The 20,759-nt window shown below is 69.1% G+C and carries 20 protein-coding genes; 12 read left to right on the top strand and 8 right to left on the bottom strand.

All coding sequences use genetic code 11. The annotated features are described in order from the left end of the window. Window positions 1-272: 272 nt before the first annotated feature. Genes fusA through JWP65_RS10375 form a run of 3 tightly spaced genes read right to left on the bottom strand, consistent with a single transcriptional unit; the run spans window position 273 to window position 3,634 of the window. Complete coding sequence (gene fusA / locus JWP65_RS10385; RefSeq protein WP_299763397.1) at window positions 273-2,360, bottom strand: elongation factor G; 2,088 nt, start codon at window positions 2,358-2,360, stop codon at window positions 273-275. Continuing rightward, a complete protein-coding gene (locus tag JWP65_RS10380) occupies window positions 2,357-2,758 on the bottom strand; it encodes a 2-C-methyl-D-erythritol 4-phosphate cytidylyltransferase (protein WP_299763395.1) in 402 nt (133 codons plus the stop codon). Before JWP65_RS10380 ends, fusA begins: the two co-directional genes overlap by 4 nt. A gap of 21 nt (window positions 2,759-2,779) precedes the next feature. Continuing rightward, the gene (locus JWP65_RS10375; RefSeq protein ID WP_299763393.1) at window positions 2,780-3,634 is read right to left on the bottom strand and encodes a hypothetical protein; all 855 of its coding nucleotides are present in this window, start codon (window positions 3,632-3,634) and stop codon (window positions 2,780-2,782) included. 119 nt (window positions 3,635-3,753) lie between these two features. Between JWP65_RS10375 and JWP65_RS10370 the strand changes: the two genes are divergently transcribed. From JWP65_RS10370 to JWP65_RS10345, 6 genes are all read left to right on the top strand, one after another. After that, the gene (locus JWP65_RS10370; protein ID WP_299763391.1) at window positions 3,754-5,121 is read left to right on the top strand and encodes a glutamine synthetase family protein; all 1,368 of its coding nucleotides are present in this window, start codon (window positions 3,754-3,756) and stop codon (window positions 5,119-5,121) included. Then, window positions 5,121-5,327, top strand: a complete 207-nt coding sequence (locus JWP65_RS10365) for a hypothetical protein (RefSeq protein ID WP_299763389.1) — start codon at window positions 5,121-5,123, stop codon at window positions 5,325-5,327. The genes JWP65_RS10370 and JWP65_RS10365 overlap by 1 nt, the downstream gene beginning before the upstream one ends. After that, a complete protein-coding gene (locus JWP65_RS10360; RefSeq protein ID WP_299763387.1) occupies window positions 5,324-6,457 on the top strand; it encodes an iron-containing alcohol dehydrogenase in 1,134 nt (377 codons plus the stop codon). The genes JWP65_RS10365 and JWP65_RS10360 overlap by 4 nt, the downstream gene beginning before the upstream one ends. An 8-nt stretch (window positions 6,458-6,465) precedes the next feature. Continuing rightward, window positions 6,466-7,239 (top strand): gamma-glutamyl-gamma-aminobutyrate hydrolase family protein, encoded by a 774-nt coding sequence (locus JWP65_RS10355; protein ID WP_299763385.1) that lies wholly within the window; start codon window positions 6,466-6,468, stop codon window positions 7,237-7,239. Then, a complete protein-coding gene (locus tag JWP65_RS10350) occupies window positions 7,236-8,609 on the top strand; it encodes an aldehyde dehydrogenase family protein (RefSeq protein WP_299763383.1) in 1,374 nt (457 codons plus the stop codon). The genes JWP65_RS10355 and JWP65_RS10350 overlap by 4 nt, the downstream gene beginning before the upstream one ends. Window positions 8,610-8,712: 103 nt before the next feature. Then, window positions 8,713-9,600 (top strand): gamma-glutamyl-gamma-aminobutyrate hydrolase family protein, encoded by an 888-nt coding sequence (locus tag JWP65_RS10345; protein WP_299763381.1) that lies wholly within the window; start codon window positions 8,713-8,715, stop codon window positions 9,598-9,600. 3 nt (window positions 9,601-9,603) lie between these two features. On the opposite strand, the gene JWP65_RS10340 is transcribed toward JWP65_RS10345, so the two are convergent. Further along, the gene (locus JWP65_RS10340; RefSeq protein ID WP_299763379.1) at window positions 9,604-12,564 is read right to left on the bottom strand and encodes a DNA topoisomerase III; all 2,961 of its coding nucleotides are present in this window, start codon (window positions 12,562-12,564) and stop codon (window positions 9,604-9,606) included. Between the two features lie 98 nt (window positions 12,565-12,662). On the opposite strand from JWP65_RS10340, the gene JWP65_RS10335 reads away from it, so the two are divergent. The 4 genes from JWP65_RS10335 to JWP65_RS10320 are packed head-to-tail and all read left to right on the top strand — an operon-like array spanning window position 12,663 to window position 15,265. Further along, window positions 12,663-13,139, top strand: a complete 477-nt coding sequence (locus JWP65_RS10335) for an SET domain-containing protein-lysine N-methyltransferase (RefSeq protein WP_299763377.1) — start codon at window positions 12,663-12,665, stop codon at window positions 13,137-13,139. Then, window positions 13,100-13,930 (top strand): biotin--[acetyl-CoA-carboxylase] ligase, encoded by an 831-nt coding sequence (locus JWP65_RS10330; RefSeq protein WP_299763375.1) that lies wholly within the window; start codon window positions 13,100-13,102, stop codon window positions 13,928-13,930. Before JWP65_RS10335 ends, JWP65_RS10330 begins: the two co-directional genes overlap by 40 nt. 6 nt (window positions 13,931-13,936) lie before the next feature. Next, window positions 13,937-14,593 carry an SPOR domain-containing protein gene (locus JWP65_RS10325; protein WP_299763373.1) on the top strand — a complete coding sequence of 219 codons (657 nt, stop codon included), beginning with the start codon at window positions 13,937-13,939 and terminating at the stop codon, window positions 14,591-14,593. 15 nt (window positions 14,594-14,608) lie between these two features. Beyond that, a complete protein-coding gene (locus JWP65_RS10320; RefSeq protein ID WP_299763371.1) occupies window positions 14,609-15,265 on the top strand; it encodes a glutathione S-transferase family protein in 657 nt (218 codons plus the stop codon). Between the two features lie 88 nt (window positions 15,266-15,353). Here the strand turns inward: JWP65_RS10320 and JWP65_RS10315 are convergent, their stop codons facing one another. From JWP65_RS10315 to JWP65_RS10305, 3 genes are all read right to left on the bottom strand, one after another. Next, window positions 15,354-16,826 (bottom strand): sensor histidine kinase, encoded by a 1,473-nt coding sequence (locus JWP65_RS10315; protein WP_299763369.1) that lies wholly within the window; start codon window positions 16,824-16,826, stop codon window positions 15,354-15,356. A 38-nt stretch (window positions 16,827-16,864) separates the two neighbouring features. Further along, window positions 16,865-17,536 (bottom strand): response regulator transcription factor, encoded by a 672-nt coding sequence (locus JWP65_RS10310; RefSeq protein ID WP_299763367.1) that lies wholly within the window; start codon window positions 17,534-17,536, stop codon window positions 16,865-16,867. 94 nt (window positions 17,537-17,630) lie between these two features. Continuing rightward, the gene (locus JWP65_RS10305; protein WP_299763365.1) at window positions 17,631-18,104 is read right to left on the bottom strand and encodes a MarR family winged helix-turn-helix transcriptional regulator; all 474 of its coding nucleotides are present in this window, start codon (window positions 18,102-18,104) and stop codon (window positions 17,631-17,633) included. A gap of 143 nt (window positions 18,105-18,247) precedes the next feature. On the opposite strand from JWP65_RS10305, the gene recA reads away from it, so the two are divergent. Both recA and recX read left to right on the top strand, forming a co-directional pair. Further along, window positions 18,248-19,309: a recombinase RecA gene (recA, locus tag JWP65_RS10300; RefSeq protein WP_299763363.1), complete on the top strand. Its 1,062-nt coding sequence runs from the start codon at window positions 18,248-18,250 to the stop codon at window positions 19,307-19,309. 6 nt (window positions 19,310-19,315) lie between these two features. Beyond that, window positions 19,316-19,777, top strand: coding sequence for a recombination regulator RecX (recX, locus tag JWP65_RS10295; RefSeq protein WP_299763361.1), 462 nt, complete (start codon window positions 19,316-19,318; stop codon window positions 19,775-19,777). A 28-nt stretch (window positions 19,778-19,805) separates the two neighbouring features. Here the strand turns inward: recX and argC are convergent, their stop codons facing one another. Then, on the bottom strand, window positions 19,806-20,726 hold the full coding sequence (gene argC, locus JWP65_RS10290; protein WP_299763359.1) for an N-acetyl-gamma-glutamyl-phosphate reductase: 921 nt from the start codon (window positions 20,724-20,726) through the stop codon (window positions 19,806-19,808). Between the last annotated feature and the right edge of the window lie 33 nt (window positions 20,727-20,759).

The raw sequence follows: 20,759 nt of genomic DNA, 5'->3' as shown, positions 1-20,759 counted from the left end.
GGCCGAACGTGCCGAGCGTGGCGGCCGGGGCGACGACGGCCGCGGCGGGCGTGGCCAGCGTGGCGACGACGGCCCGGGCCGGGGCGCTCGCAACTAGGAGCCTGGGCTCCAAGGCTCAGGCGTCGTGCTGCTGCAGCCCCGCGTCCTGCGCGCGTCGCAGCCTGGCCGAGCCTCGAACGGCGGAGCTGGCGCCCACCCGTGCCTGGCGGACTGCGCGAAAGAGGGGGTGCTTTGCCAGCGTAGCGGGCTTGCGAGCGCGGCGATGCGCTGCGCTAGCCTTCGTCGCGCACCTTGTGCTGCGACGCCAGCTGCGCCTGCACCGTCGGCGGCACCGGCTCGTAGTGGCTAAAGGAGAGGGTGTAGCGGCCCTGCCCGCCGGTCAGCGAGTTCAGCCGCGACTGGTAGCTGGCCAGCTCCGACAACGGCGCCTGCGCCAGCACCGTCAGCGCGCCGGTGGCGCCGGACTGGGTGCCGCTCACCTGGCCGCGGCGCGCCGCGAGGTCGCCGGTGATGTCGCCCATGTTCTGCTCCGGCGCGGTGATCTCGACGTCGACGATCGGCTCCAGCACGCAGGGCCGCGCCGCCTGCACCGCCGCCGCGAGCGCCTTGCGGGCGGCGGTGATGAAGGCGATCTCCTTGCTGTCGACCGTGTGGTGCTTGCCGTCGTACACCACCACCTTCAGGTCGACCACCGGATAGCCGGCCACCACGCCTTGTTCCATTGCCAGCCGCACGCCTTTTTCGACCGCCGGGATGAAGTTGTGCGGGATGGCGCCGCCCTTGACCTCGTCGACGAACTGGAAGCCGCTGCCGCGCGGCAGCGGCTCCACCCGCAGGAACACCTCGCCGAACTGGCCGGCGCCGCCGGTCTGCTTTTTGTGGCGGTGGTGGCCTTCGGCCGCCGCCATCACCGTCTCCCGGTAGGCGATGCGCGGCGGCCGGGTGTTCACCTGGCAGCCGTGCACCTCGGTCAGGCGCTCCAGCAGCGTGCGCAGGTGCAGCTCGCCCAGGCCGTAGACCACGCTTTCGTTGGTGCTGGCCACGTGCTCCAGCCGCAGGCACGGGTCTTCGCTCACCAGCTTGTGCAGGATGTCGTGCAGGCGCTGCTCGTCACCGCGGCGCTTGGGCTCGATCGCCAGCCCGTGCACCGGCACCGGGAATTCCAGCGGCTTGAGATGGATGTGGGAGTCTTCGGCGGCGTCGTGCAGCACCGCGTCGAAGTGCAGTTCCTCCACCTTGGCGATCGCGCACAGGTCGCCCGGCACCGCCCTGACCACCTCCGTCAGCTCCTTGCCCTGCAGCATGAAAAGGTGGCCCACCTTGAAAGGGCGGCGGCCGTCTCCCACGTAGAGCTGGCTGTCGCGCGTGATGGTGCCCTGGTGCACCCGCAGCACGCCCATCTTGCCGACGTAAGGGTCTTGCGTCACCTTGAAGACATGCGCCAGCACGTGCAGGGCCGGGTCCGGCAGCGCCTCGAGCGGCTTCGCCTGCTCGCCTTCGCCTTCCAGGAAGGCCGGCGGATTGCCCTCGCTCGGATCCGGCAGCAGCCGCTCGATCACTTCCAGCAGTTCCGTCACGCCGGCGCCGGTGCGGGCCGAGACGAAGCAGATCGGCACCAGGTGGCCTTCGCGCAGGGCCTGCTCCAGCGGCGCGTGCAGTTCCTGCGGGGCGACGTCGCCGTCGTTCAGGTAGCGCTCGACGAACGCGGCGTCGACTTCGACCACCTGTTCGACCAGAGCGCGATGCGCTTGCTCCACCGACGAGAAGTCGGTCGGCGGGCCGTCGGCCTTCATGTTCCAGAAGCAGTCCAGCACCCGCTCGCCGCGTTGCGACGGCAGGTTGACGGGCAGGCATTCGCGGCCGAAGGCGGCCTGGATCTGCGCCACCAGCCCCTGCAGGTCGGCGCCCTGGGTGTCGATCTTGGTGATGACGATGATGCGGTCGCGCTCGCGCTGCTTCGCCCATTCCATCATCCGCGCCGCCATCGGCTCGATGCCCGTGGCCGCGCTGATCACGATGGCCGCCGTCTCCACCGCTTCCAGCGCGGGCAACGACTGCCCGAGCAGGTCGGGCGCGCCCGGGGTGTCGATCAGGTGGGTGTGGACGCCGCGGTGCTCGAAGTGCAGCAGGCTGGTGTTGAGCGAGCGCAGCCAGCGTTTTTCCAGCGGGTCGTGGTCCGAGCTGGTGTTGCCCTTTTCCACGCTGCCGGGCGCGCCAATCGCCCCGGCCTTCCACAGCAAGGCTTCCGCCAGGCTGGTCTTGCCTGCGGCACCCGGCCCCACGAGGGCCAGCGTGCGCCGGGCGGCAATGTCGCGATGAGTTCCCACTGCAGACCCTCCAGCAACGTGAGGAGCCTTCATCCTACGGCGCCAGCGCAGCGGCCGCAATCGCGGCAGCTCGACCGCAGGCGGACAGATCCGCCGCGCAGGCGCTGGTGCAGGGCCTGCGCCAGCAGCCAGTCGTCGGGCGTGGTCAGCTTGATGTTGCGCTGCAGACGCCGCCGGCACGCTGCGCGCGAACTCCAGCGAGGCGAACGGGCTGGCCCCGTTCCACAGCGGCGAACCAGAGGCGCGGCGCCCGTTCCCAGCCGCCCGACGCTCTGCTGGCCGGTGGCGCCGACTTCGACGCGAAGGGCGCCGCGCGGCAGCGCCTGGTCCACCGCCCAGTCGAGCAGCGGCCGGCCGGCCATGGCCAGCAGCGCATTGGGGCCAAGGCCCGGGCGCTGGCCGCTGCCGGCCGCCGGAATGAGGACGCTCACTTTGCGCCGGCTGCGCTGGCGTCACCGCGGCATCAGCGCCTCGCGCCACTGGCGCAGCTGGGGGGTGTCGCCGCAGCGCATCGCGATCTGCTCCAGCAGCCGCAGCGTGCTGGCCAGGTCGCCGGTCAACCAGCGCTCGGACAGGCTCTTGAGCGACCAGCAGTGCCAGCTCAGGTTGATTTCCTGCAGCGCGCGGTTCGACACCTGCGAGTCCCATTCGGGCCGCGGCGTGCGCCAGTCGCCATAGAAAGCCTCCAGCAGCGCTGGTGGTTCGGCCGGCCACCAAGTGGGCCCGGCCGGGCTGGCCCGCTCGACCAGCTCGAACCAGGGCAGGTGCAGCACCCGCTGCCAGCCAGGCGGGCGGCCGTACAGCCAGACGCCGCCCTGGACCCGTTCGCGCACCGGGTCGCGCAGCAGGCCGAACAGCTCGACCGACAGGCCGCTGGCCGGATCGACCCAGGTTGTCATGTTGTCGAACGGCGGCACCTCGGTGGCGCGCTGCAGGCCCATCTGCTGCAGCACGCGGCCGGCCAGTGAAAAATCTTCCAGCCAGACCGCCAGGTCGATGTCTTTGTCGTTGGGCAAGAGGCGGCCGTTGCGTTCCAGGCCGAGCAGCGTGCCGGCATAGGGAAAGACGCGGCACTGCTCGAGCTTGAGCCGGGCCAGCACCTGCCAGACCAGCCGGATCGCCGTGGCCTCGTCCCAGTCGACGGGCGGGCGCTCCTGCACCGGCACCAGCCCTTCACGCGTGACTTCGGCCAGGGCGTCGAGCGCGTGCACCAGTTGCGTGTGCATCTGCGGCAGCTCGCCCAGCAGCAGGGCGCAGCGGGCGCCGGCCAGGGCGGCTTCGATGCGCTGCGAGGCAGGATGGGACATGCGGGCACTCTACCAGCGCCCGACGCGTGCATGGGGCGCTGTCGGGCTCCCACGAAAAGCGCGAAGGCTGTCAAGATGGATGCACCGCTAGCGCAGCAAATCGTGAGGAGTTCCAGCCCGTGGCCAGCAGCAAGGAGACCCCCCATCCCGCCCTCACCCAGCTGAGGAAGGAGGGCGCCAACAAGGTCAAGGTCGCCGTCACCGACATCGACGGCATCCTGCGCGGCAAGTACCTGCACATCGACAAGTTCGAGGGCGCCGCCAGCGGCGGCTTCGGCTTTTGCGACGTGGTGCTGGGCTGGGACAGTCAGGACGTGACCTACGACAACGCGCAGGTCACCGGCTGGCAGCACGGCTTTCCCGATGCCTTGGCCAGCGTGGACCTGGGCACCGCGCGCAAGGTCCCGTGGGACAACGAGGTGCCGTTCTTCCTGGGCGAGTTCGTGCTGGCCGACGGTTCGCCGCACCCGGTGTGCCCGCGCCAGACTTTGAAGCGCGTGCTGGCCCGGGCCGAGAAACTCGGCTTCGAAGTGATGACCGGCATGGAATTCGAGTGGTTCAACTTCCGCGAAACGATTCATAGCTGGGCGGCCAAGAACGGCAGCCCGCCGGAGCCGATCACGCCCGGCATGTTCGGCTACTCGGTGCTGCGCATGGCCGACAACCCCGGGTTTTTCAACGCGCTGATGGACGAGATGCTGGCCTTCAAGGTGCCCATCGAGGGCCTGCACACCGAGACCGGGCCGGGCACCTACGAAGTGGCGATCGCCTTTTCCAGTGCGCTGGAGCAGGCCGACCGCGCGGTGCTGTTCAAGACCGGCGCGCGCGAGATCGGCAAGCGTTTCGGCATCATGCCCAGCTTCATGGCCAAGTGGAGCCAGAAGTACCCGGGCTGCAGCGGCCACATCCACCAGAGCCTGACCGACGGCAAGACCAACCTGTTCTACGACGCCGACAGCCCGCGCAAGATGAGCCCGCTGTTCGAGAGCTACCTGGCCGGCCAGGTGGCCTGCATGATGGACTTCGGGCCGATGATCTGGCCCACCATCAACAGCTACAAGCGGCTGGTCGACGGCTTCTGGGCGCCGGTCAAGCCGACCTGGGGCATGGACAACCGCACCGCCAGCTTCCGCGTGCTGGCCGGCTCGCCCAAGGCCACCCGGCTGGAAACGCGCTGCCCCGGCGCCGACGTCAACCCCTACCTGGCGATGGCGGCCGTGATCGCGGCCGGCATGCACGGCGTTGAGAAAGGCCTGAAGCTCACTGCGCCGCCGATCACCGGCACCAACCAGGGCTCGGAGCACATCCCGCGGGCGCCGCGCACGCTGATCGAAACCACGCGCGCTTTCGAAAGATCGGAGATCGCCCGTGACTGGCTCGGCGACGCCTTCGTCGACCACTTCGCCGCCACCCGCGACTGGGCCTGGCGCCAGTGGCAGGACGGCGTGACAGACTGGGAATTGAAACGCTACTTCGAGATCATCTGATGACCGTGGAACTGCGCAGGCTGGTGCCGGCGGACGCCGAGGCGTTCCGCCAGTTGCGCCTGCGCGGCCTGCGCGGCTTGCGCGAGCATCGGCGGCGCCCGGAGCGCGCTGGTTTTCGCGGCGGCCTGGAGCCGCACGCCATCAGCGTCGATGGCCGCGCCCTGAGCGAGATCCACATGGCCCTTTTGCTCACCGAGACCCAATGAGCCTGTCCAACTTCGCCTTTCCCACCCCCATCCAGTTCGGCGTCGGCGCCCGCAAGGAGGTCGCGGGCCACCTGCGCGAGCAGGGCCTGAAGCGCCCGCTGATCGTCACCGACCGCGCCCTGGGCGCGCTGCCGGTGCTGGCGGAGTTCCAGGCCCAGCTGCAGGGTCTCGACGTGGCCGTGTTCTCCGGCGTGTTCGGCAACCCGACGGCCAGCCAGGTGATGGCCGGCGCCGCCGCCTACAAGGCGCATGGCGCCGACTGCGTGATCGGCTTTGGCGGCGGTGCGGCGCTGGACGTCGCCAAAGTGGTGGGCGTGGCCGCCACCCATGAAGGCGACATCATCGAGTACGTGTGGGACCATCCCGAGGTACGGCCCATCACCAATGCGCTGCCTTGGTTCGTCGCGTTGCCGACCACCTCCGGCACCGGCTCCGAAGTGGGTCGCTCCGCGGTCGTCAGCGAGGACGACACGCACCTCAAGCGCGTGGTGTTCAGCGCCAAGATCCTGGCGCGCAAGGTGTTCGCCGATCCGGAGCTGACGCTGGCCTTGCCGCCGCACGTGACCGCCGCCACCGGCATGGACGCGCTCACGCACAACATCGAAAGCTACCTGTCGCCGGCCTACCATCCGCTGTGCGACGGCATCGCGCTGGAGGGCACGCGCATCGCGGCGCGCTCCATCGTCACCGCGGTCAGGGAGCCGGGCAACCTGGCGGCGCGCAGCGACATGATGATGGCGTCGATGATGGGCGCGATCGCCTTCCAGAAGGACCTGGGCGCGGTGCACGCCTGCGCCCACGCGCTGGGCGCGGTGTGCGACCTGCATCACGGCCTGGCCAACGCGCTGATGATCGATACCGTGCTGGCCTGGAACCACGAGGCGGCGCCCGAGAAGTTCGACGAGCTGGCGCATGTCTGCAAGGTGGCGGGCGGTGGCAAGGCCTTGGTGCCGTGGCTGAAGGAGCTCAAGGTCAGCATCGGCATTGGCGGCACGCTGGCTTCCCACGGCGTGACCAGGGAGCAGATTCCGCAGCTGGTGGAGATCGCCTTCCAGGACATCTGCCACCAGACCAACGCGCGCCCGTGCACGCCGGCGGATTTCGAGCGGATGTTCGCGGCGGCCATGTGAGAGCCCCGATGAGCGAGCGCCTGAAGATCGGCATTTCCGCCTGCTTTTTTCACCCGGACGGCGAGCGCAAGGCGGCGCCGTCCAAGACCTTGCTGTGGATCGAGCAATCGACGGCGCACTGGGTGCTGTCGCAAGACGCATTGCCGGTGATGATCCCGTCGTTGCAGGGCGAAACCTTCCGCGGGAAGGTCGAGGTCGGCGCGTATGCGCAGTGGCTCGACGGCCTGGTGATGCACGGCGGTGCCGACGTCTGGCCGGGCAGCTACGGCGAGGAACCGCTGCGGCCGGAGTGGAGCGGCGACCGCACGCGCGACGCGTACGAGATCGCGCTGGTCAAGGCCTTCGTCGCCGCCGGCAAGCCGGTGTTCGGCATCTGCCGTGGCCTGCAGCTGATCAACGTGGCGCACGGCGGCACGCTGTACCAGGACATCGCGACGCAGAAACCGGGCGCCCGGGTGCACCGCGACGCGGTGGCCTACGACCTGAACTTCCACCCGGTGGACATCCTGCCCGGCACCCGGCTGGCCGGCTTGCTCGAAGGCGGCCGCCACAAAATCAACAGCGTGCACCACCAGGGCATCAAGCAGCTGGCGCCGGGCTTCGTGGCCGAGGCGATGTCGCCCGACGATGGCGTGATCGAGGCCATCCGGCACGTCGGCGACGCCTGGATCGCGGCCGTGCAATGGCATCCGGAGTTCCACCGGCCGGAACTGGGCGTGGTGGACGACACGCCGCTGCTACGCGACTTCCTGGATGCCGCCCGCGCGGCGAGAACCCAATGACCACACTCTCCATCCACAACCCCGCCGATGGCGAACTGATCATCGCGCTGCCGGCCGACGACGCCGAGTCAGTCGCGGCCAAGACCGCCGCCGCGCGCGCGGCCCAGCCCGCCTGGGCCGCGCTGCCGCTGGAGCGCCGGATGGCCTGCGTGCGCAAGTTCCGCGAAGGCGTGGTGCGCGATCTCGAGCAGCTGGCCACCACCATGACGCGCGAGACCGGCAAGCCGATCAGGATGTCGCGCAACGAGCTGAACGGCCTGCTGCCGCGGATCGATTTCTTCCTGGCCGAGACCGAAGCGGCGATCGCCGCCGAAACCGTGTTCGACGAAGGCGGCATGAAAGAGCAGATCCAGCACGCGCCGCTGGGCCTGGTGGCCAACATCTCGGCCTGGAACTATCCCTGGTTCGTCGGCTGCAACGTGATCCTGCCGGCGCTGCTGGCCGGCAACGCGGTGCTCTACAAGCCGTCCGAATACGCCACCCTCACCGGCCTGGAGATCGCCCGCCTGCTGGACGAAGCCGGCGTGCCGCGCGCCGTCATGGTCACCCTGGTGGGCGGCGGCGAGGTCGGCACGGCGCTGCTGGAGCAGAACGTCGACGGGGTGTTCTTCACCGGCTCGCATGCCACCGGCAAGCGCATCGCCAAAGCCCTGGCCGGGCGCCTGGTCAAGCTGCAGCTGGAACTGGGTGGCAAAGACCCGACCTATGTCTGCGAGGACGCCGACCCGAAAGCGGCGGCCGAGTCGCTGGCGGACGGGGCGATGTACAACACCGGCCAGAGCTGCTGCTCGGTGGAGCGCATCTACGTGCACGAGAAGATCCACGCCGCCTTCGTCGCGGCCTTCGTCGAGGCCGTGCGCAGCATGCGCCGGGGCGACCCGATGAACGACGACACCTATATCGGCGCCGTCACCCGGGCCCCGCAGCTGGACGTGCTGGAGAGCCAGGTCGAGGACGCCATCGCCAAGGGTGCGCACCTGGTGGCCGGCGGCGAGCGCCGCATCGGCGCCGGCAACTGGTTCGACCCCACCGTGCTGGTGAACGTGGACCACACCATGGACGTCATGCGCGAGGAAAGCTTCGGCCCGGTGATCGGCATCCAGAAGGTGGTCGACGACGCCGAAGCGGTGCGGCTGATGAACGACACCCGCTACGGATTGACCGCCGGGGTCTACACGCGCGACGAGCAGCGCGCGCGGGCGCTGCTGGCGCAGGTGAACGCGGGCAGCGTGTACTGGAACTGCTGCGACCGCGTCAGTCCACGCCTGCCGTGGAGCGGGATGGGCGACTCCGGGATCGGGCTGACCTTGTCGAAGTACGGGATCCAGGCGTTCACGCGGCCCAAGGCCTGGCACTTGCGCACGCAGTAGTGCGAAGCCGCCGTGCAAAATGCACGCGGCGCGTGATTGGATGGTGGCGGTTGACAAGCCTCGCGCCGCCGTCCGACAGCCGCCAGGCGCTGCGTGCACAAGAATGACGGCAATGCCTTCCAACAGACTCAAGATCGGCCTCTCGGCCTGCTTCCTGCACGCCGACCCGACCCGGTCGCTGTTCACCAACAAGACGCTTCAGTACGTCGAGCAGTCGATCGCCCATTGGCTGATGTCGGCCGGCGCGCTGGTGGTGATGATTCCCTGCCCGACCGGGGAGACGGCGCGCGGCGACGTCAAGCTGGCGCACTATGCGCAATGGCTCGATGGCGTGGTGATGCACGGCGGCGCCGACGTCTGGCCGGGCAGCTACGGCGAGGAGCCGCTGCAGGAGGCCTGGATCGGCGACCGCATCCGCGACCTGTACGACCTGGCGCTGGTGGAGGCTTTCGAGCAGGCCGGCAAGCCGATCTTCGGCGTCTGCCGCGGCCTGCAGTTGATCAACGTGGCGTTTGGCGGCACGCTTTACCAGGACATCGCGACCCAGCACGACCATCCCCAGACGCTGCAGCACCGCGACGCGGTCACCTACGACCAGAATTTCCACGAGATCGAGCTGGTGGCCGGATCGCGGCTGGCCCAGCTGTACCCGGGCCTGGAGCGCGGTCGCGTCAACAGCATCCACCACCAGGCGGTCAAGGGGCTGGCGCCCGGCTTCCAGGTGGAGGCCTGGAGCCTGCCCGACCGCGTGCCGGAGGCGATCCGGCGGCCGGGCCACCGCGGCTACATCGCGGCCACCCAGTGGCACCCCGAATTCCTGCAGCCGGGCAGCGACTCGCTGGACGACCGCGCCATCCTGATGGATTTCATGGGTGCCTGCGTGGCCGCCAAGGCCAGGCCGCGGCCCAAGCGCAGCCTGCCGGGGCATATCCGGGACCGGGCCAACCGGCTGCTGCGGCAGGCGCTGCTGCTGGGGCGGCGGGGGGAATAGCCCTCACTCCACCGCCGTCAGGTGCTTGCCGACGATGCCGGCCAGCTCGAACATCGTCACCTGCGGCTTGCCGAACACGGGCTTCAACTTGGCGTCGGCGTTGATGGCGCGCTTGTTGACGCTGTCCTGCAGGCCGTTGGCCTTGATGTAGTCCCAGATCTTCTTGATCACCTCGGTGCGGGCCACCGGCTGGCTGCCGATCACGGCGGCCAGCTCGGCGCTCGGGCGCAAGCCGGCGCCGGTCTTGCGCGGCGCCTTCGGGGCCGCGGCCTTCTTGGCCGCCGGCGCCTTCTTCGCGGGGGCGACCTTCTTGGCCGCGACCTTCTTGCCGGCCACGGTCCTGGCCGCCTTGGCCGTCGCCTTCAGCGGCGGCGCCTTGGCCGGCGCGCCCTTGCGCGGCGGGAACTTGGAGGCGCGCGGCTCGAACTCGAAGTTCACCTTGCCGGCTTCCGCATCCCAGGCCAGGAAGGCCTTGAACGAGCGCCGGGTCCGCATCGAGACGAACTTGTCCAGCAAGTCGGTCTTGCCGGTGGCCAGCAGCTTGGCCATCTGCTCGCGCTCCACCGGCTGCTGCAGGATGATCTTGCCGCTGCGGAAGTCGCAGCTGGGGGTGGGATGGTCGTGCGTCGGCACGGCCCGCTCGCACACGTAGTTGCTGCCCCACTCGAACACCCGGGCGCCGCACTTGGGGCAAGGCCCGAGCGGCTCCAGCGCCGACAGGTCGACGATCTCGCCCGACTCGGCGTTCTTGTCCTCGCCGAAGTCGAACTCCAGCTTCCAGTTCTTGTCTTCCTCGTCGAACACCAGCGCCAGTTCGGCGGTGAATGGCCAGCCGGCCTTGGAGCGAAAGCCCTGCAACGGGCCGATGCGCTTGTCGCGCAGGAACTGCTCGACCTCGTCGAGTTCGAAGGCGCGCCCGGCCGGGATCTTGGTGAAGGAGAAGCCGCACGGCTCCTTGCCGTTGCCGCCGATGCAGTTGAAGCGGCGGTAGCTTTCCTGGATCACGCCGGCGCAGTTCGGGCAGGGCGTCTTCAAGGTGGCGTAGTCGCCCGGTACCGTGTCGCGGTCGTAGGTCTTGGCCTTTTGCACGATCCGCGCCGTCATCTCGGCGATCTCGCGCATGAAGTCGTCGCGCGACAGCTTGCCGTGCTCCATCTGCGCCAGCTTGTATTCCCACTCGCCGGTCAGCTCGGGCTTGCTCAACTCCTCCACGCCCAGACCGCGCAGCAGCGTCATCAGCTGGAACGCCTTGGCCGTGGGGATCAGCTCGCGGCCTTCGCGCAGCATGTACTTTTCGTTGATCAGGCCTTCGATGGTGGCGGCCCGCGTGGCCGGCGTGCCCAGGCCTTTTTCCTGCATGGCTTCGCGCAGTTCGTCGTCTTCCACGAACTTGCCGGCGCCTTCCATCGCGCCCAGCAGCGTCGCTTCGCTGTAGCGCGCGGGCGGCCGGGTCTTCAGGCCCTTGGCCTCGACCGTTTCGCTGCGCACCATCTCGCCCGGCTTGACCGGCACCAGGTTCTGGCCCTTGTCGCCTTCCTTGGCGTCTTCCACCTCGGCCGCGGCTTCCTTGCCGTAGATGGCCAGCCAGCCCGGCTTGACCAGCACCTTGCCCTCGGTCTTGAAATGATGGCCCACCGCCTGGCTGATGCGGGTGGTGACCATGTACTCGGCGCTGGGGAAGAACACTGCCAGAAAGCGCCGCACCACCAGGTCGTACAGCTTCTGCTCGGCCTCGGACAGGCCGCTGGGCGCCTGCAGCGTGGGGATGATGGCGAAGTGGTCGCTGACCTTGGCATCGTCGAACACGCGCTTGACCGGCTTGACGTAGCCTTCCTTGACAGCCTGCGCCGCGAACGGCGCGAGGTGGCCCATGCCGCTGCCGGCCAGCATGCCCATGGTGTCCTGCACCACCTTGACGTAGTCTTGCGGCAGGTGGCGCGAGTCGGTCCGCGGGTAGGTCAGGGCCTTGTGCCGCTCGTACAGCGACTGCGCCAGCGCCAGCGTGGTCTTGGCCGAGTAGCCAAAGCGGCCGTTGGCCTCGCGCTGCAGAGAGGTCAGGTCGAACAGGCCGGGGGGCGCCTGCGAGGTCGGCTTGGACTCCTCGGTGACGCTGGCGGCCTTGCCGCGTACCGCCTCGGCGATCGCCAGGGCCTGCTTCTGGTCCCACAGGCGGTCGGCCCGCTTTTCGGCGTCTTCCGGGTCTTTCTTCCAGGCCGGGTCGAACCACTTGCCCGGGTATTCGCCCGCCTCGGCCAGAAAGCTGGCGTGCACCTCCCAGTAGTCGCGGCTGATGAACTTGCGAATCTGTTCCTCGCGCTCGACCACGATGGCCAGTGTGGGCGTCTGGACCCGGCCGACGGTGGTCAGGAAAAAGCCGCCGTCGCGCGAGTTGAACGCCGTCATGGCGCGGGTGCCGTTGATGCCCACCAGCCAGTCGGCCTCCGAGCGCGAGCGGGCGGCGTGGGCCAGGCCCTGCATCTGCTGGTCGCTGCGCAGCTTGTCGAAGCCGTCGCGGATGGCCTGCGGCGTCATCGACTGCAGCCACAGCCGGCGCACCGGCTTGCCCAGCGGCCCCTTGGCGCCGCCGGCGTACTGCTCGATCAGCCGGAAGATCAGCTCGCCTTCGCGCCCCGCGTCACAGGCGTTGACGAGGTCGCCCACGTCCTTGCGCTTGGCCAGCTTGACCACCGCGTTCAGCCGCGTCTTGGTCTTGTCCACGGGTTTGAGCTCGAAGTACGGCGGAATCACCGGCAGGTTGGCGAAGCTCCACTTGCCGCGCTTGACGTCGAATTCCTCGGGCGCGTGGATCTCCACCAGGTGGCCGACGGCGCTGGTGACGATGTATCCGTCGCTCTCGAAGTACTCGTCGTGCTTGTCGAATTTGCCCGCCACCGGCGCCAGCGCGCGGACGATGTCCTGCGCCACGGATGGTTTCTCGGCGATCACTAATGTCTTGGTCGTCACGGACGTTCCCAGGTGTTCTTACAATCGCGGCTTTTCCCGCATGTACGCGCACGCGCATGCGCGCACGTGTACGAATTCAAGTTAACAGAAATTTCAACATGCCCGCCAAGTCCGCCCCCAAGACCAACCGCCGCATCCAAGTCCGCAAGTCCGGCGTGCACGGCAAGGGGGTCTTCGCGCTTCGGGACATCCCGGAAGGCGAGACCCTCATCGAATACGTGGGCGAGATCATTTCCTGGAAGGAGGCGCAGCGCCGCCATCCCTGGAATCCCGAAGATCCGAACCATACTTTCTACTTCCATATCGACGAAGACCGGGTGATCGATGCAGCCCACGGCGGCAACGCCTCGCGCTGGATCAACCACTCCTGCGCCCCCAACTGCGAGGCGGACGAGGACGGCGGGCGGGTGTTCATCAAGAGCTTGCGCAACATAGCGGCGGGCGAGGAACTCAACTACGACTACGGCCTGATCATCGACGAGCCGTATACCAAGAAACTGAAGGCCGAGTATCCCTGCTGGTGCGGCGCCCCCGAATGCCGCGGCACCTTGCTGGCACCCAAGCGGCGCCGCTGAGCGTGGCGATCCGCTGGCCGGCGGAAGCGATCTGGCAGCAGGTGGAGCCCCTGCTGCCCGGCTTCACCGTCGAAGTGCTGCCGGAACTGGACTCGACCAATTCCGAACTGATGCGCCGGGTCCGGGCCGGCCGGACCGATCCCGTGCTGCTGGTGGCCGAGCGCCAGACCGCCGGCCGCGGCCGGCTGGGCCGCAACTGGCACGGCGAGGCCGGGGCGTCGCTGACCTTTTCGCTGGGTCTGTCGCTGGCGGGCGCTGACTGGTCGGGGCTTTCCCTGGCAGTGGGCGCCAGCATAGCCGAAAGCCTGGACCCCGCCGTCCAGCTCAAGTGGCCGAACGACCTGTGGCTGCGTGACCGCAAGCTGGGCGGCATCCTGATCGAAACCGCGAGCTTCGGCGAGGGCAGCGCCGGCGGCGGCCGCTATGCCGTGGTCGGCGTCGGCCTGAACATCGCGCCGCGGCCCGCCCAGGGCTTGTCGACCCCGCCGGCGGCGGTGGCGGAACTCGATCCCGACGCCGACGCCGGCAGCACCTTGCTGCGCCTGGCCGGCCCGCTGGTGCTGGCGCTGCAGGCGTTCGAGCAGTTCGGCTTCGCCCCGTTCCAGGCCCGCTTCCAGGCCCGCGACGCGTTGCGCGACCGGCCGGTCACCCTGAGCGACGGCACCACCGGCACCGCCCACGGCGTGACCGAGGTCGGCAGCCTGCTGGTGCATACTGCGGCCGGCATGCAGGCCATCAGCAGCTCCGAAGTGAGCGTGCGTCCGGCCGGTGCCTCCTCACCGCGTTCCTGAGAGCCCATGCTGCGCCTGACCGTCCTGCTCCTGCTGCTGGCCAACGGCGGCTTCTACGCCTGGTCACAAGGGCTGCTGCTGCCTTGGGGCGTGGGTCCGACGCAGCAGTCGGAGCCGCAGCGGCTCAACCAGCAACTGCACCCGGAGGCGGTGCGGCTGCTGCGGCCGGAAGAGCTGCGCCGCCTCGATGCGGCGCTGGCGCAGGCGCCGCAGCCGCCCGAATGCCTGCAGGCCGGCCCGCTCGACGAGCCGCTGGTGACGGCGCTGCGGCCGCTGCTGGGGCGCTGGCCGGCCGGGGCCTGGAGCTTCGAGCCGGTGCTGGAGCCGGCGCGCTGGATCGTCTACATGGGCAAGTACCCCGGCGTCGAGCAGGTGGCGCGCAAGCGGGCCGAGCTGCGCCAGCTGGGCATTTCCTCCGAGCCGCTGTCCAATTCCGAACTGGAGCCGGGGCTGTCGCTGGGCGGCCACCCCACCGAAGCCGCGGCCGTGCGGCAGATGGAAACCCTGACCGAGCGCGGCGTGCGCACCGCCCGCGTGCTGCAGGAGCGGCCCCAGCTGCGCGGCCAGCGGCTGCTGCTGCCGGCCGTGGACGATGCCTTGCGCCCGCGCCTGGACGAGCTGCGCACCGCCCTCGCCACCCGCCCCTTGCGACCTTGCCGCTGATCACCGGAGATCCCCATGGCCTTGAAGCTGTATTTCGCCCCCGGCGCCTGTTCGTTCGTGCCGCATGCCCTGCTGGAAAACAGCGGCCAGCCGTTCGAGGCCGTGCTGGTCAAGCTGCACAAGGGCGAGCAAAAGCAGCCGGCTTTCACCGCCGTCAACCCGCGGGCCCAGGTGCCGGTGCTGGTTGACGGCGAGCAGGCCATCACGCAGATCCTGGCCATCGTCCAGCACCTGGACGCGAAATTTCCCGACCAGCAGTTCCTGCCGCGCCAGCAGCTGGCGCGCACCCGCGTGCTGGAGACGCTGGCCTGGATGAACAACACGGTGCATCCGACCTTCACCCACGTGTTCATGCCGTACAAGTTCGCCGAGTCGCCCCAGGCGCAGGCCGAACTGAAGGCGTTCAACGCCAAGGTCTATGCCGGGCTGCTGGCCGAGATCGAGGCGATGGCGCAGAAGGCGGCCGCGGCCGGCCAGCCGTTCCTGGGCGGCGACCATTTCGGCCCGCTCGATGCGTACGCGCTGACGCTGCTGCGCTGGGGTGGCTACGCCAAGATCGACCCGACCGGCTACACCGCGCTGTGGGCGCACGTGCAGAAGATCGCCGGATTGCCGGGCCTGCAGCGGGCGATGGCGCGCGAGCGGCTGGAGCTGAACGTCTACCAGCCCTGAAGGCTGCCATCGCGGGCTCGAGCCGGGATCGATGCCCCGGTGATGCGGTGCCGGTCTGGATTGCGGCGCGAGGCGGCTATGACGGCACCTATGCCGTTTCGACCGCTTCGCTGGCACGGTCGGCGGCCAAGCTCACCTGGAACCGCACCGTCACCCGCGTGCCCGGAGGCAGCTGGCCCGCACGCGCATCCTCCAGGGTGATCTCCGCCTTGTGCTGGTGGGCGATCTCGCGCACGATCGGCAGCCCCAGCCCGGAGCCGTCCACGTTGGTCCCGAGCGCGCGGTAGAACGGCTGGAACACCAGCTCGCGTTCGCTCTTGGCGATGCCGGGCCCGGTGTCTTCCACCTGCAGCACCAGCACCGACCCGAACGGGTCGGCCAGCACCCGCGCCGTCACCACCCCGGGCTGCCGTGCCGTCGACGGGGTGTAGGCCACCGCGTTGTCCAGCAGGTTGCGGATCATTTCCTTGAGCAGGGTCGGGTTGCCTTGCAGCCAGACCCCGGCGCTCCCGGGCTGGGCGCCGTCGTAGCCCAGGTCCACGTGCTTGTCCATGGCGCGCGGCACCGTGTCCCGCACCGCCTCCACCGTCAGCGCCGCCAGGTCGCAGCGCTGGCGCACCAGCGCCTTGCCGCTGCTCTCGGCCCTGGCCAGCGCCAGCAGCTGGTTGACGGTGTGGGTGGCGCGCATGCTGGAGCGGCCGATCTGCTTGAGCGACTGCTTCAGCTCGTCGGCGTTGAAGTGCTCGCGCTGCGCCAGGTCGGCCTGCATCCGCAGCCCCGCCAGCGGCGTCTTCAGCTGGTGCGCCGCGTCCGCCAGGAAGCGCTTCTGGGTGGCGATCGAGTCTTTCAGCCGCCGCAGCAGGTCGTTGACCGACGACACCAGCGGGGCCACCTCCAGCGGCACCACCTTTTCGTCCAGCGGGCTCAGGTCGTCGGGCTTGCGGGCGCGGATGCGCTCTTCCAGTTCCGACAGCGGCTTGATGCCGCGCACCAGCGCCAGCCACACCAGCAGCACCGCCAGCGGCAGGATCACCAGCTGCGGCAGCATCACGCCCTTGATGATTTCCGTGGCCAGCACCGAGCGCTTCTCGCGCGTCTCGGCCACCTGCACCAGCGCCGGCTGGGCGCCCGCCAGGTCGACCCGCACCCAGGTGTAGGCCACCCGCACGTCGAGCCCGCGCATCTCGGCGTCGCGCAGCCGCGTCTCGCCGACGACGGGCCACTCGTCCTGCGGCGGCGCCGGGAAGTCGCGCTCGCCGCTGAGCAGTTCGTCCTTCGGCCCCAGCACCTGGTAGTACACGTGGTCGGAATCGTCGGCGCGCAGGATCTCGCGGGCCGGCTGCGGCAGGTAGAACACCGCGCGCTGGTTCTGCACCGTCACCAGCTGGGCCAGCGCCTGCACGTTGTATTCCAGCGCCCGGTCGAACGGCTTGCCGGCGATGCTTTGCGCCACCAGCCAGGTCAGCGCCAGGCTGACTGGCCACAGCAGCAGCAGCGGCGTCAGCATCCAGTCGAGGATCTCGCCGAACAGCGAGCGTTGCTCGCGCTGGAACAGTTTCATGCGCCTTCGTCAGCCCGCCTGCGCGGGAAGGGCGCAGGTCAGGGAATCTTCTCCAGACAGTAGCCCAGCCCGCGCACCGTGGCAATGCGGATCGGTCCCTTCTCGATCTTCTTGCGCAGCCGGTGGATGTAGACCTCGATGGCGTTGTTGCTCACCTCCTCGCCCCACTCGCACAGGCGCTCGACCAGCTGATCCTTGCTGACCAGGCGTCCGGCGCGCTGCAGCAGCACCTCCAGCAGGCCCAGCTCGCGCGCCGACAGCTCCACCATCTTGCCGTCGATGCTGGCGACGCGGCCGGCCTGGTCGTACACCAGCGGGCCGTGCTTGATGGTGCTGCTGGAGGCGCCCATGCCGCGGCGCGTGAGCGCCCGCACCCGCGCTTCCAGCTCCGACAGCGCGAACGGCTTGGCCATGTAGTCGTCGGCGCCCAGGTCCAGGCCCTTGACCCGCTCCTCGATCGCGTCGGCCGCCGTCAGGATCAGCACCGGCACGCTGGAGCCGCGGGCGCGCAGCTTGCGCAGCACCTCCAGCCCGTGCATCTTCGGCAGCCCGAGATCGAGGATCAGCAGGTCGAACTCGTTGTTCGTCATCAGCGCCGCGTCGGCTTCGCTGCCGCTGGCGACGTGGTCGACGGCGGCACCGGCGGCACGCAGGCTGCGCAGCAGGCCGTCGGCCAGCACCTGGTCGTCTTCCGCGATGAGGATCCGCATGCTTGTCTCCTGGTGCGCGCCTCATGGCGGGCGCTCGTTTGCGGCGAATTCTAGGCGCTGGAGTCGGCGCGGCACTGACGTGGATCGTGCGCTTTCAGCCGGCGCCGCCCGCATAGGCTTCCAGCCCGATCTTGACCACCGTCGCCACGTCATGGCCCACCTCCTCGCGAAACTCCCGCTCCGCCACCACCACGGCCTCCTTGAAGGCCTGCAGCCACAACAGGCCGGTGGGCGTGAACTGCACCAGCCGGGCGCGGGCGTCGCGCGCATCGGGCTCGCGCGTGACCAGGCCCCAGGCTTCGCACTGGTCCACCAGGTCGCCCATCGCCTGCTTGCTCATGCCGGCGCGTTCCGCCAGCTCGGTCAGGCGGCTGCCCCTGAGGGCCAGGTGGCGGGTGATGTGGATGTGGGCAGCGCTGATCTGGGCCCGCGCGGCCAGGTTGGACAGCGCCAGCGGCACGTCGATGTTGTGGGCCATCAGGTGCAGCACGCGCGCGTCGAAGCGCCGCATCGCGTGCCCCAGCAAGCGGCCGAGATGGGTCAGGCGCCAGCCTTCTTCGGAGCTCATGGCTACATCGTAAGTCAAACTGACGAAAAAACCTGTTTCCTCCGCGCATCGGGATCGTTAAAGTACTGGCCATGCATCCAGCCTGTGCTTAAATCCACTGGATGAAAAAACGCCAACCTATTGATTCCCAAGGAGAAACCAAGATGGACGCCCAAGTCAAAGGAACGAAGATCGCCGGCCCGGACAGCGAAAAGGCCAAGGCCTTGCAGGCCGCGCTGGCCCAGATCGAGAAGCAGTTCGGCAAGGGCACCATCATGCGGCTGGGCGAAGGCGAGAAGATCGAAGACATCCAGGTGGTCTCCACCGGTTCGCTCGGCCTGGACATCGCCTTGGGTGTCGGCGGCCTGCCGCGCGGCCGGGTGGTCGAGATCTACGGCCCGGAGTCGTCGGGCAAGACCACGCTCACGCTGCAGGTCATCGCCGAGATGCAGCGCCAGAACGGCACCTGCGCCTTCGTCGATGCCGAGCACGCGCTGGACATCCAGTACGCCCAGAAGCTGGGCGTGAAGGTGACCGACCTGCTGATCAGCCAGCCCGACACCGGCGAGCAGGCGCTGGAGATCGTCGACAGCCTGGTGCGCTCCGGCGCGGTCGACCTGATCGTGATCGACTCGGTGGCGGCGCTGGTGCCCAAGGCGGAAATCGAAGGCGAGATGGGCGATTCGCTGCCCGGCCTGCAGGCCCGCCTGATGAGCCAGGCGCTGCGCAAGCTGACGGCCTCGATCAAGAAGACCAACTGCATGGTCATCTTCATCAATCAGATCCGCATGAAGATCGGCGTGATGTTCGGCAGCCCGGAAACCACCACCGGCGGCAACGCGCTGAAGTTCTACGCCTCGGTCCGTCTGGACATCCGCCGCACCGGCACCATCAAGAAGGGCGAGGAGGCGATCGGTAACGAGACCAAGGTCAAGGTGGTCAAGAACAAGGTGGCGCCCCCGTTCAAGACGGCGGAGTTCGACATCCTGTTCGGCGAGGGCATCAGCCGCGAGGGCGAGATCATCGACCTGGGCGTGGGCGCCGGCGTGCTGGAAAAATCCGGCGCCTGGTACGCCTACAACGGCGAGAAGATCGGCCAGGGCCGCGACAACTGCCGCGAGTTCCTGCGCGAAAACCGGGAGCTGGCCCGCGAAATCGAGAACAAGGTGCGCGTGTCGCTGGAAATCCCGCTGCTGCCGGCCGACGTCGTCACCACCGCCGAATAGCGCCGCATGGGCTTTGCCAAGCCCTCGCTGAAGGGTCGTGCGCTGCGGCTGCTGGCCGGGCGCGAGCATTCGCGCCAGGAGCTGGAGCGCAAGCTGGCCAGCCACGAGGAAGAGCCCGGCACGTTGAAGCAGGCCCTGGACGAACTGCAGGCCAAGGACTTCATCAACGAGCAGCGGGTGGTCGATTCGGTGCTGCACCGGCGCGCCGGCCGGCTCGGCGCCGGCCGCATCAGGCAGGAACTGCAGGCCAAGGGGCTGGACGCCGAGAAGGTGGCGGCCGCCGTGGCCGGCCTGCGTGCCACCGAGTTCGAGCGGGCCCGCGAGGTCTGGCGCAGGCGCTTTGGCGAGCTGCCGGCGGATGCGGCGCAGCGGGCCAAGCAAGGGCGCTTCCTGGCCGCGCGCGGGTTCGGCGGCGAGGTGATCCGCAAGGTGCTGAACTCGCCGGACGACGACGAACGCCCCAACTGATCAGGCCGCTTTGGAAGCCCGCAGCGTTTCAAAGTGAAAGCATCAGCTTCAGGTTCTGCACCGCCGCCCCGCTGGCGCCCTTGCCCAGGTTGTCCAGCCGCGCCACCAGCACCACGTGCGAGTAGTCCATGTTGCGATACACGCGCAGCTCCATCCTGTTGGTGTCGTTCAGCGCCTCGGGCTGCAGCTTGCCGTCCGCCGTCGGCTCCGCCACCGTCACCCATTCGCTGCCCTGGTAGTGGCGGCGCAGCACGTTCTCCACGTCGTCGGGCGTCGGCTTGCCCGGCAGCGTGTTCAGGTGCAGCGGCAACTGCACCAGCATGCCCTGCTTGAAGTTGCCGACCGCCGGAACGAAGATCGGCCGCCGCACCAGGCCGGTGTACTTCATGATCTCCGGCAGGTGCTTGTGCTGCAGACCCAGCGCATACAGCTCGAAGGCCGGCGCCTTGCCGCCTTCGTAGGCCTCGATCATGGCGCGGCCGCCGCCCGAATAGCCGCTGACCGAAGGCAGCACCACGGGGTAATCGGTGGGCAGCATGCCGGCGTCGACCAGCGGCCGCACCAGCGCGATGGCGCCGGTGGCGTAGCAGCCAGGGTTGCTCACCCGTTCGGCCTTGGCCACCGCCTCGCGCTGGCCCGGCGCCAGCTCGGGAAAGCCGAACACCCAGCCGTCGGCCGTGCGGTGCGCGCTCGACGCATCGATGATGCGGGGCTTGTTGCCGCCGGCGTGGCCGATGGCGTCGATCATGGCGGCCGATTCGCGTGCCGCGTCGTCGTGCAGGCAGAAGACGACCAGGTCGACGCCCGCCATCAGTTCGCGCTTGGCCTGCGGATCCTTGCGCTTGTCCGGCGCGATGCTGACCACTTCCACCTCGGGCATGGTCTGGAGCCGCTCGCGGATCAGCAGGCCGGTGGTTCCGGCTTCGCCGTCGATGAAGACCTTGGGCATCGTCAATTCCTGTTCAAAGGCAGCTCCCGCCAC

The sequence above is a fragment of the Ramlibacter sp. genome, assembly GCF_028292805.1.
GTDB lineage: Bacteria > Pseudomonadota > Gammaproteobacteria > Burkholderiales > Burkholderiaceae_C > Ramlibacter.
This window is presented reverse-complemented; position numbering and strand designations above follow the sequence as displayed.

Bases quoted from the DNA above. Each gene is read 5' to 3' on its own strand.
- JWP65_RS10355 (WP_299763385.1), top strand. From the start codon at position 6,466: ATGAGCGAGCGCCTGAAGATCGGCATTTCCGCCTGCTTTTTTCACCCG.
- recA (WP_299763363.1), top strand. From the start codon at position 18,248: ATGGACGCCCAAGTCAAAGGAACGAAGATCGCCGGCCCGGACAGCGAA.
- JWP65_RS10365 (WP_299763389.1), top strand. From the start codon at position 5,121: ATGACCGTGGAACTGCGCAGGCTGGTGCCGGCGGACGCCGAGGCGTTC.
- JWP65_RS10345 (WP_299763381.1), top strand. From the start codon at position 8,713: ATGACGGCAATGCCTTCCAACAGACTCAAGATCGGCCTCTCGGCCTGC.
- JWP65_RS10375 (WP_299763393.1), bottom strand. From the start codon at position 3,634: ATGTCCCATCCTGCCTCGCAGCGCATCGAAGCCGCCCTGGCCGGCGCC.
- JWP65_RS10320 (WP_299763371.1), top strand. From the start codon at position 14,609: ATGGCCTTGAAGCTGTATTTCGCCCCCGGCGCCTGTTCGTTCGTGCCG.
- JWP65_RS10305 (WP_299763365.1), bottom strand. From the start codon at position 18,104: ATGAGCTCCGAAGAAGGCTGGCGCCTGACCCATCTCGGCCGCTTGCTG.
- JWP65_RS10360 (WP_299763387.1), top strand. From the start codon at position 5,324: ATGAGCCTGTCCAACTTCGCCTTTCCCACCCCCATCCAGTTCGGCGTC.
- JWP65_RS10335 (WP_299763377.1), top strand. From the start codon at position 12,663: ATGCCCGCCAAGTCCGCCCCCAAGACCAACCGCCGCATCCAAGTCCGC.
- fusA (WP_299763397.1), bottom strand. From the start codon at position 2,360: ATGAAGGCTCCTCACGTTGCTGGAGGGTCTGCAGTGGGAACTCATCGC.
- JWP65_RS10315 (WP_299763369.1), bottom strand. From the start codon at position 16,826: ATGAAACTGTTCCAGCGCGAGCAACGCTCGCTGTTCGGCGAGATCCTC.
- JWP65_RS10350 (WP_299763383.1), top strand. From the start codon at position 7,236: ATGACCACACTCTCCATCCACAACCCCGCCGATGGCGAACTGATCATC.
- JWP65_RS10310 (WP_299763367.1), bottom strand. From the start codon at position 17,536: ATGCGGATCCTCATCGCGGAAGACGACCAGGTGCTGGCCGACGGCCTG.
- argC (WP_299763359.1), bottom strand. From the start codon at position 20,726: ATGCCCAAGGTCTTCATCGACGGCGAAGCCGGAACCACCGGCCTGCTG.
- JWP65_RS10330 (WP_299763375.1), top strand. From the start codon at position 13,100: ATGCCGCGGCACCTTGCTGGCACCCAAGCGGCGCCGCTGAGCGTGGCG.
- JWP65_RS10325 (WP_299763373.1), top strand. From the start codon at position 13,937: ATGCTGCGCCTGACCGTCCTGCTCCTGCTGCTGGCCAACGGCGGCTTC.
- recX (WP_299763361.1), top strand. From the start codon at position 19,316: ATGGGCTTTGCCAAGCCCTCGCTGAAGGGTCGTGCGCTGCGGCTGCTG.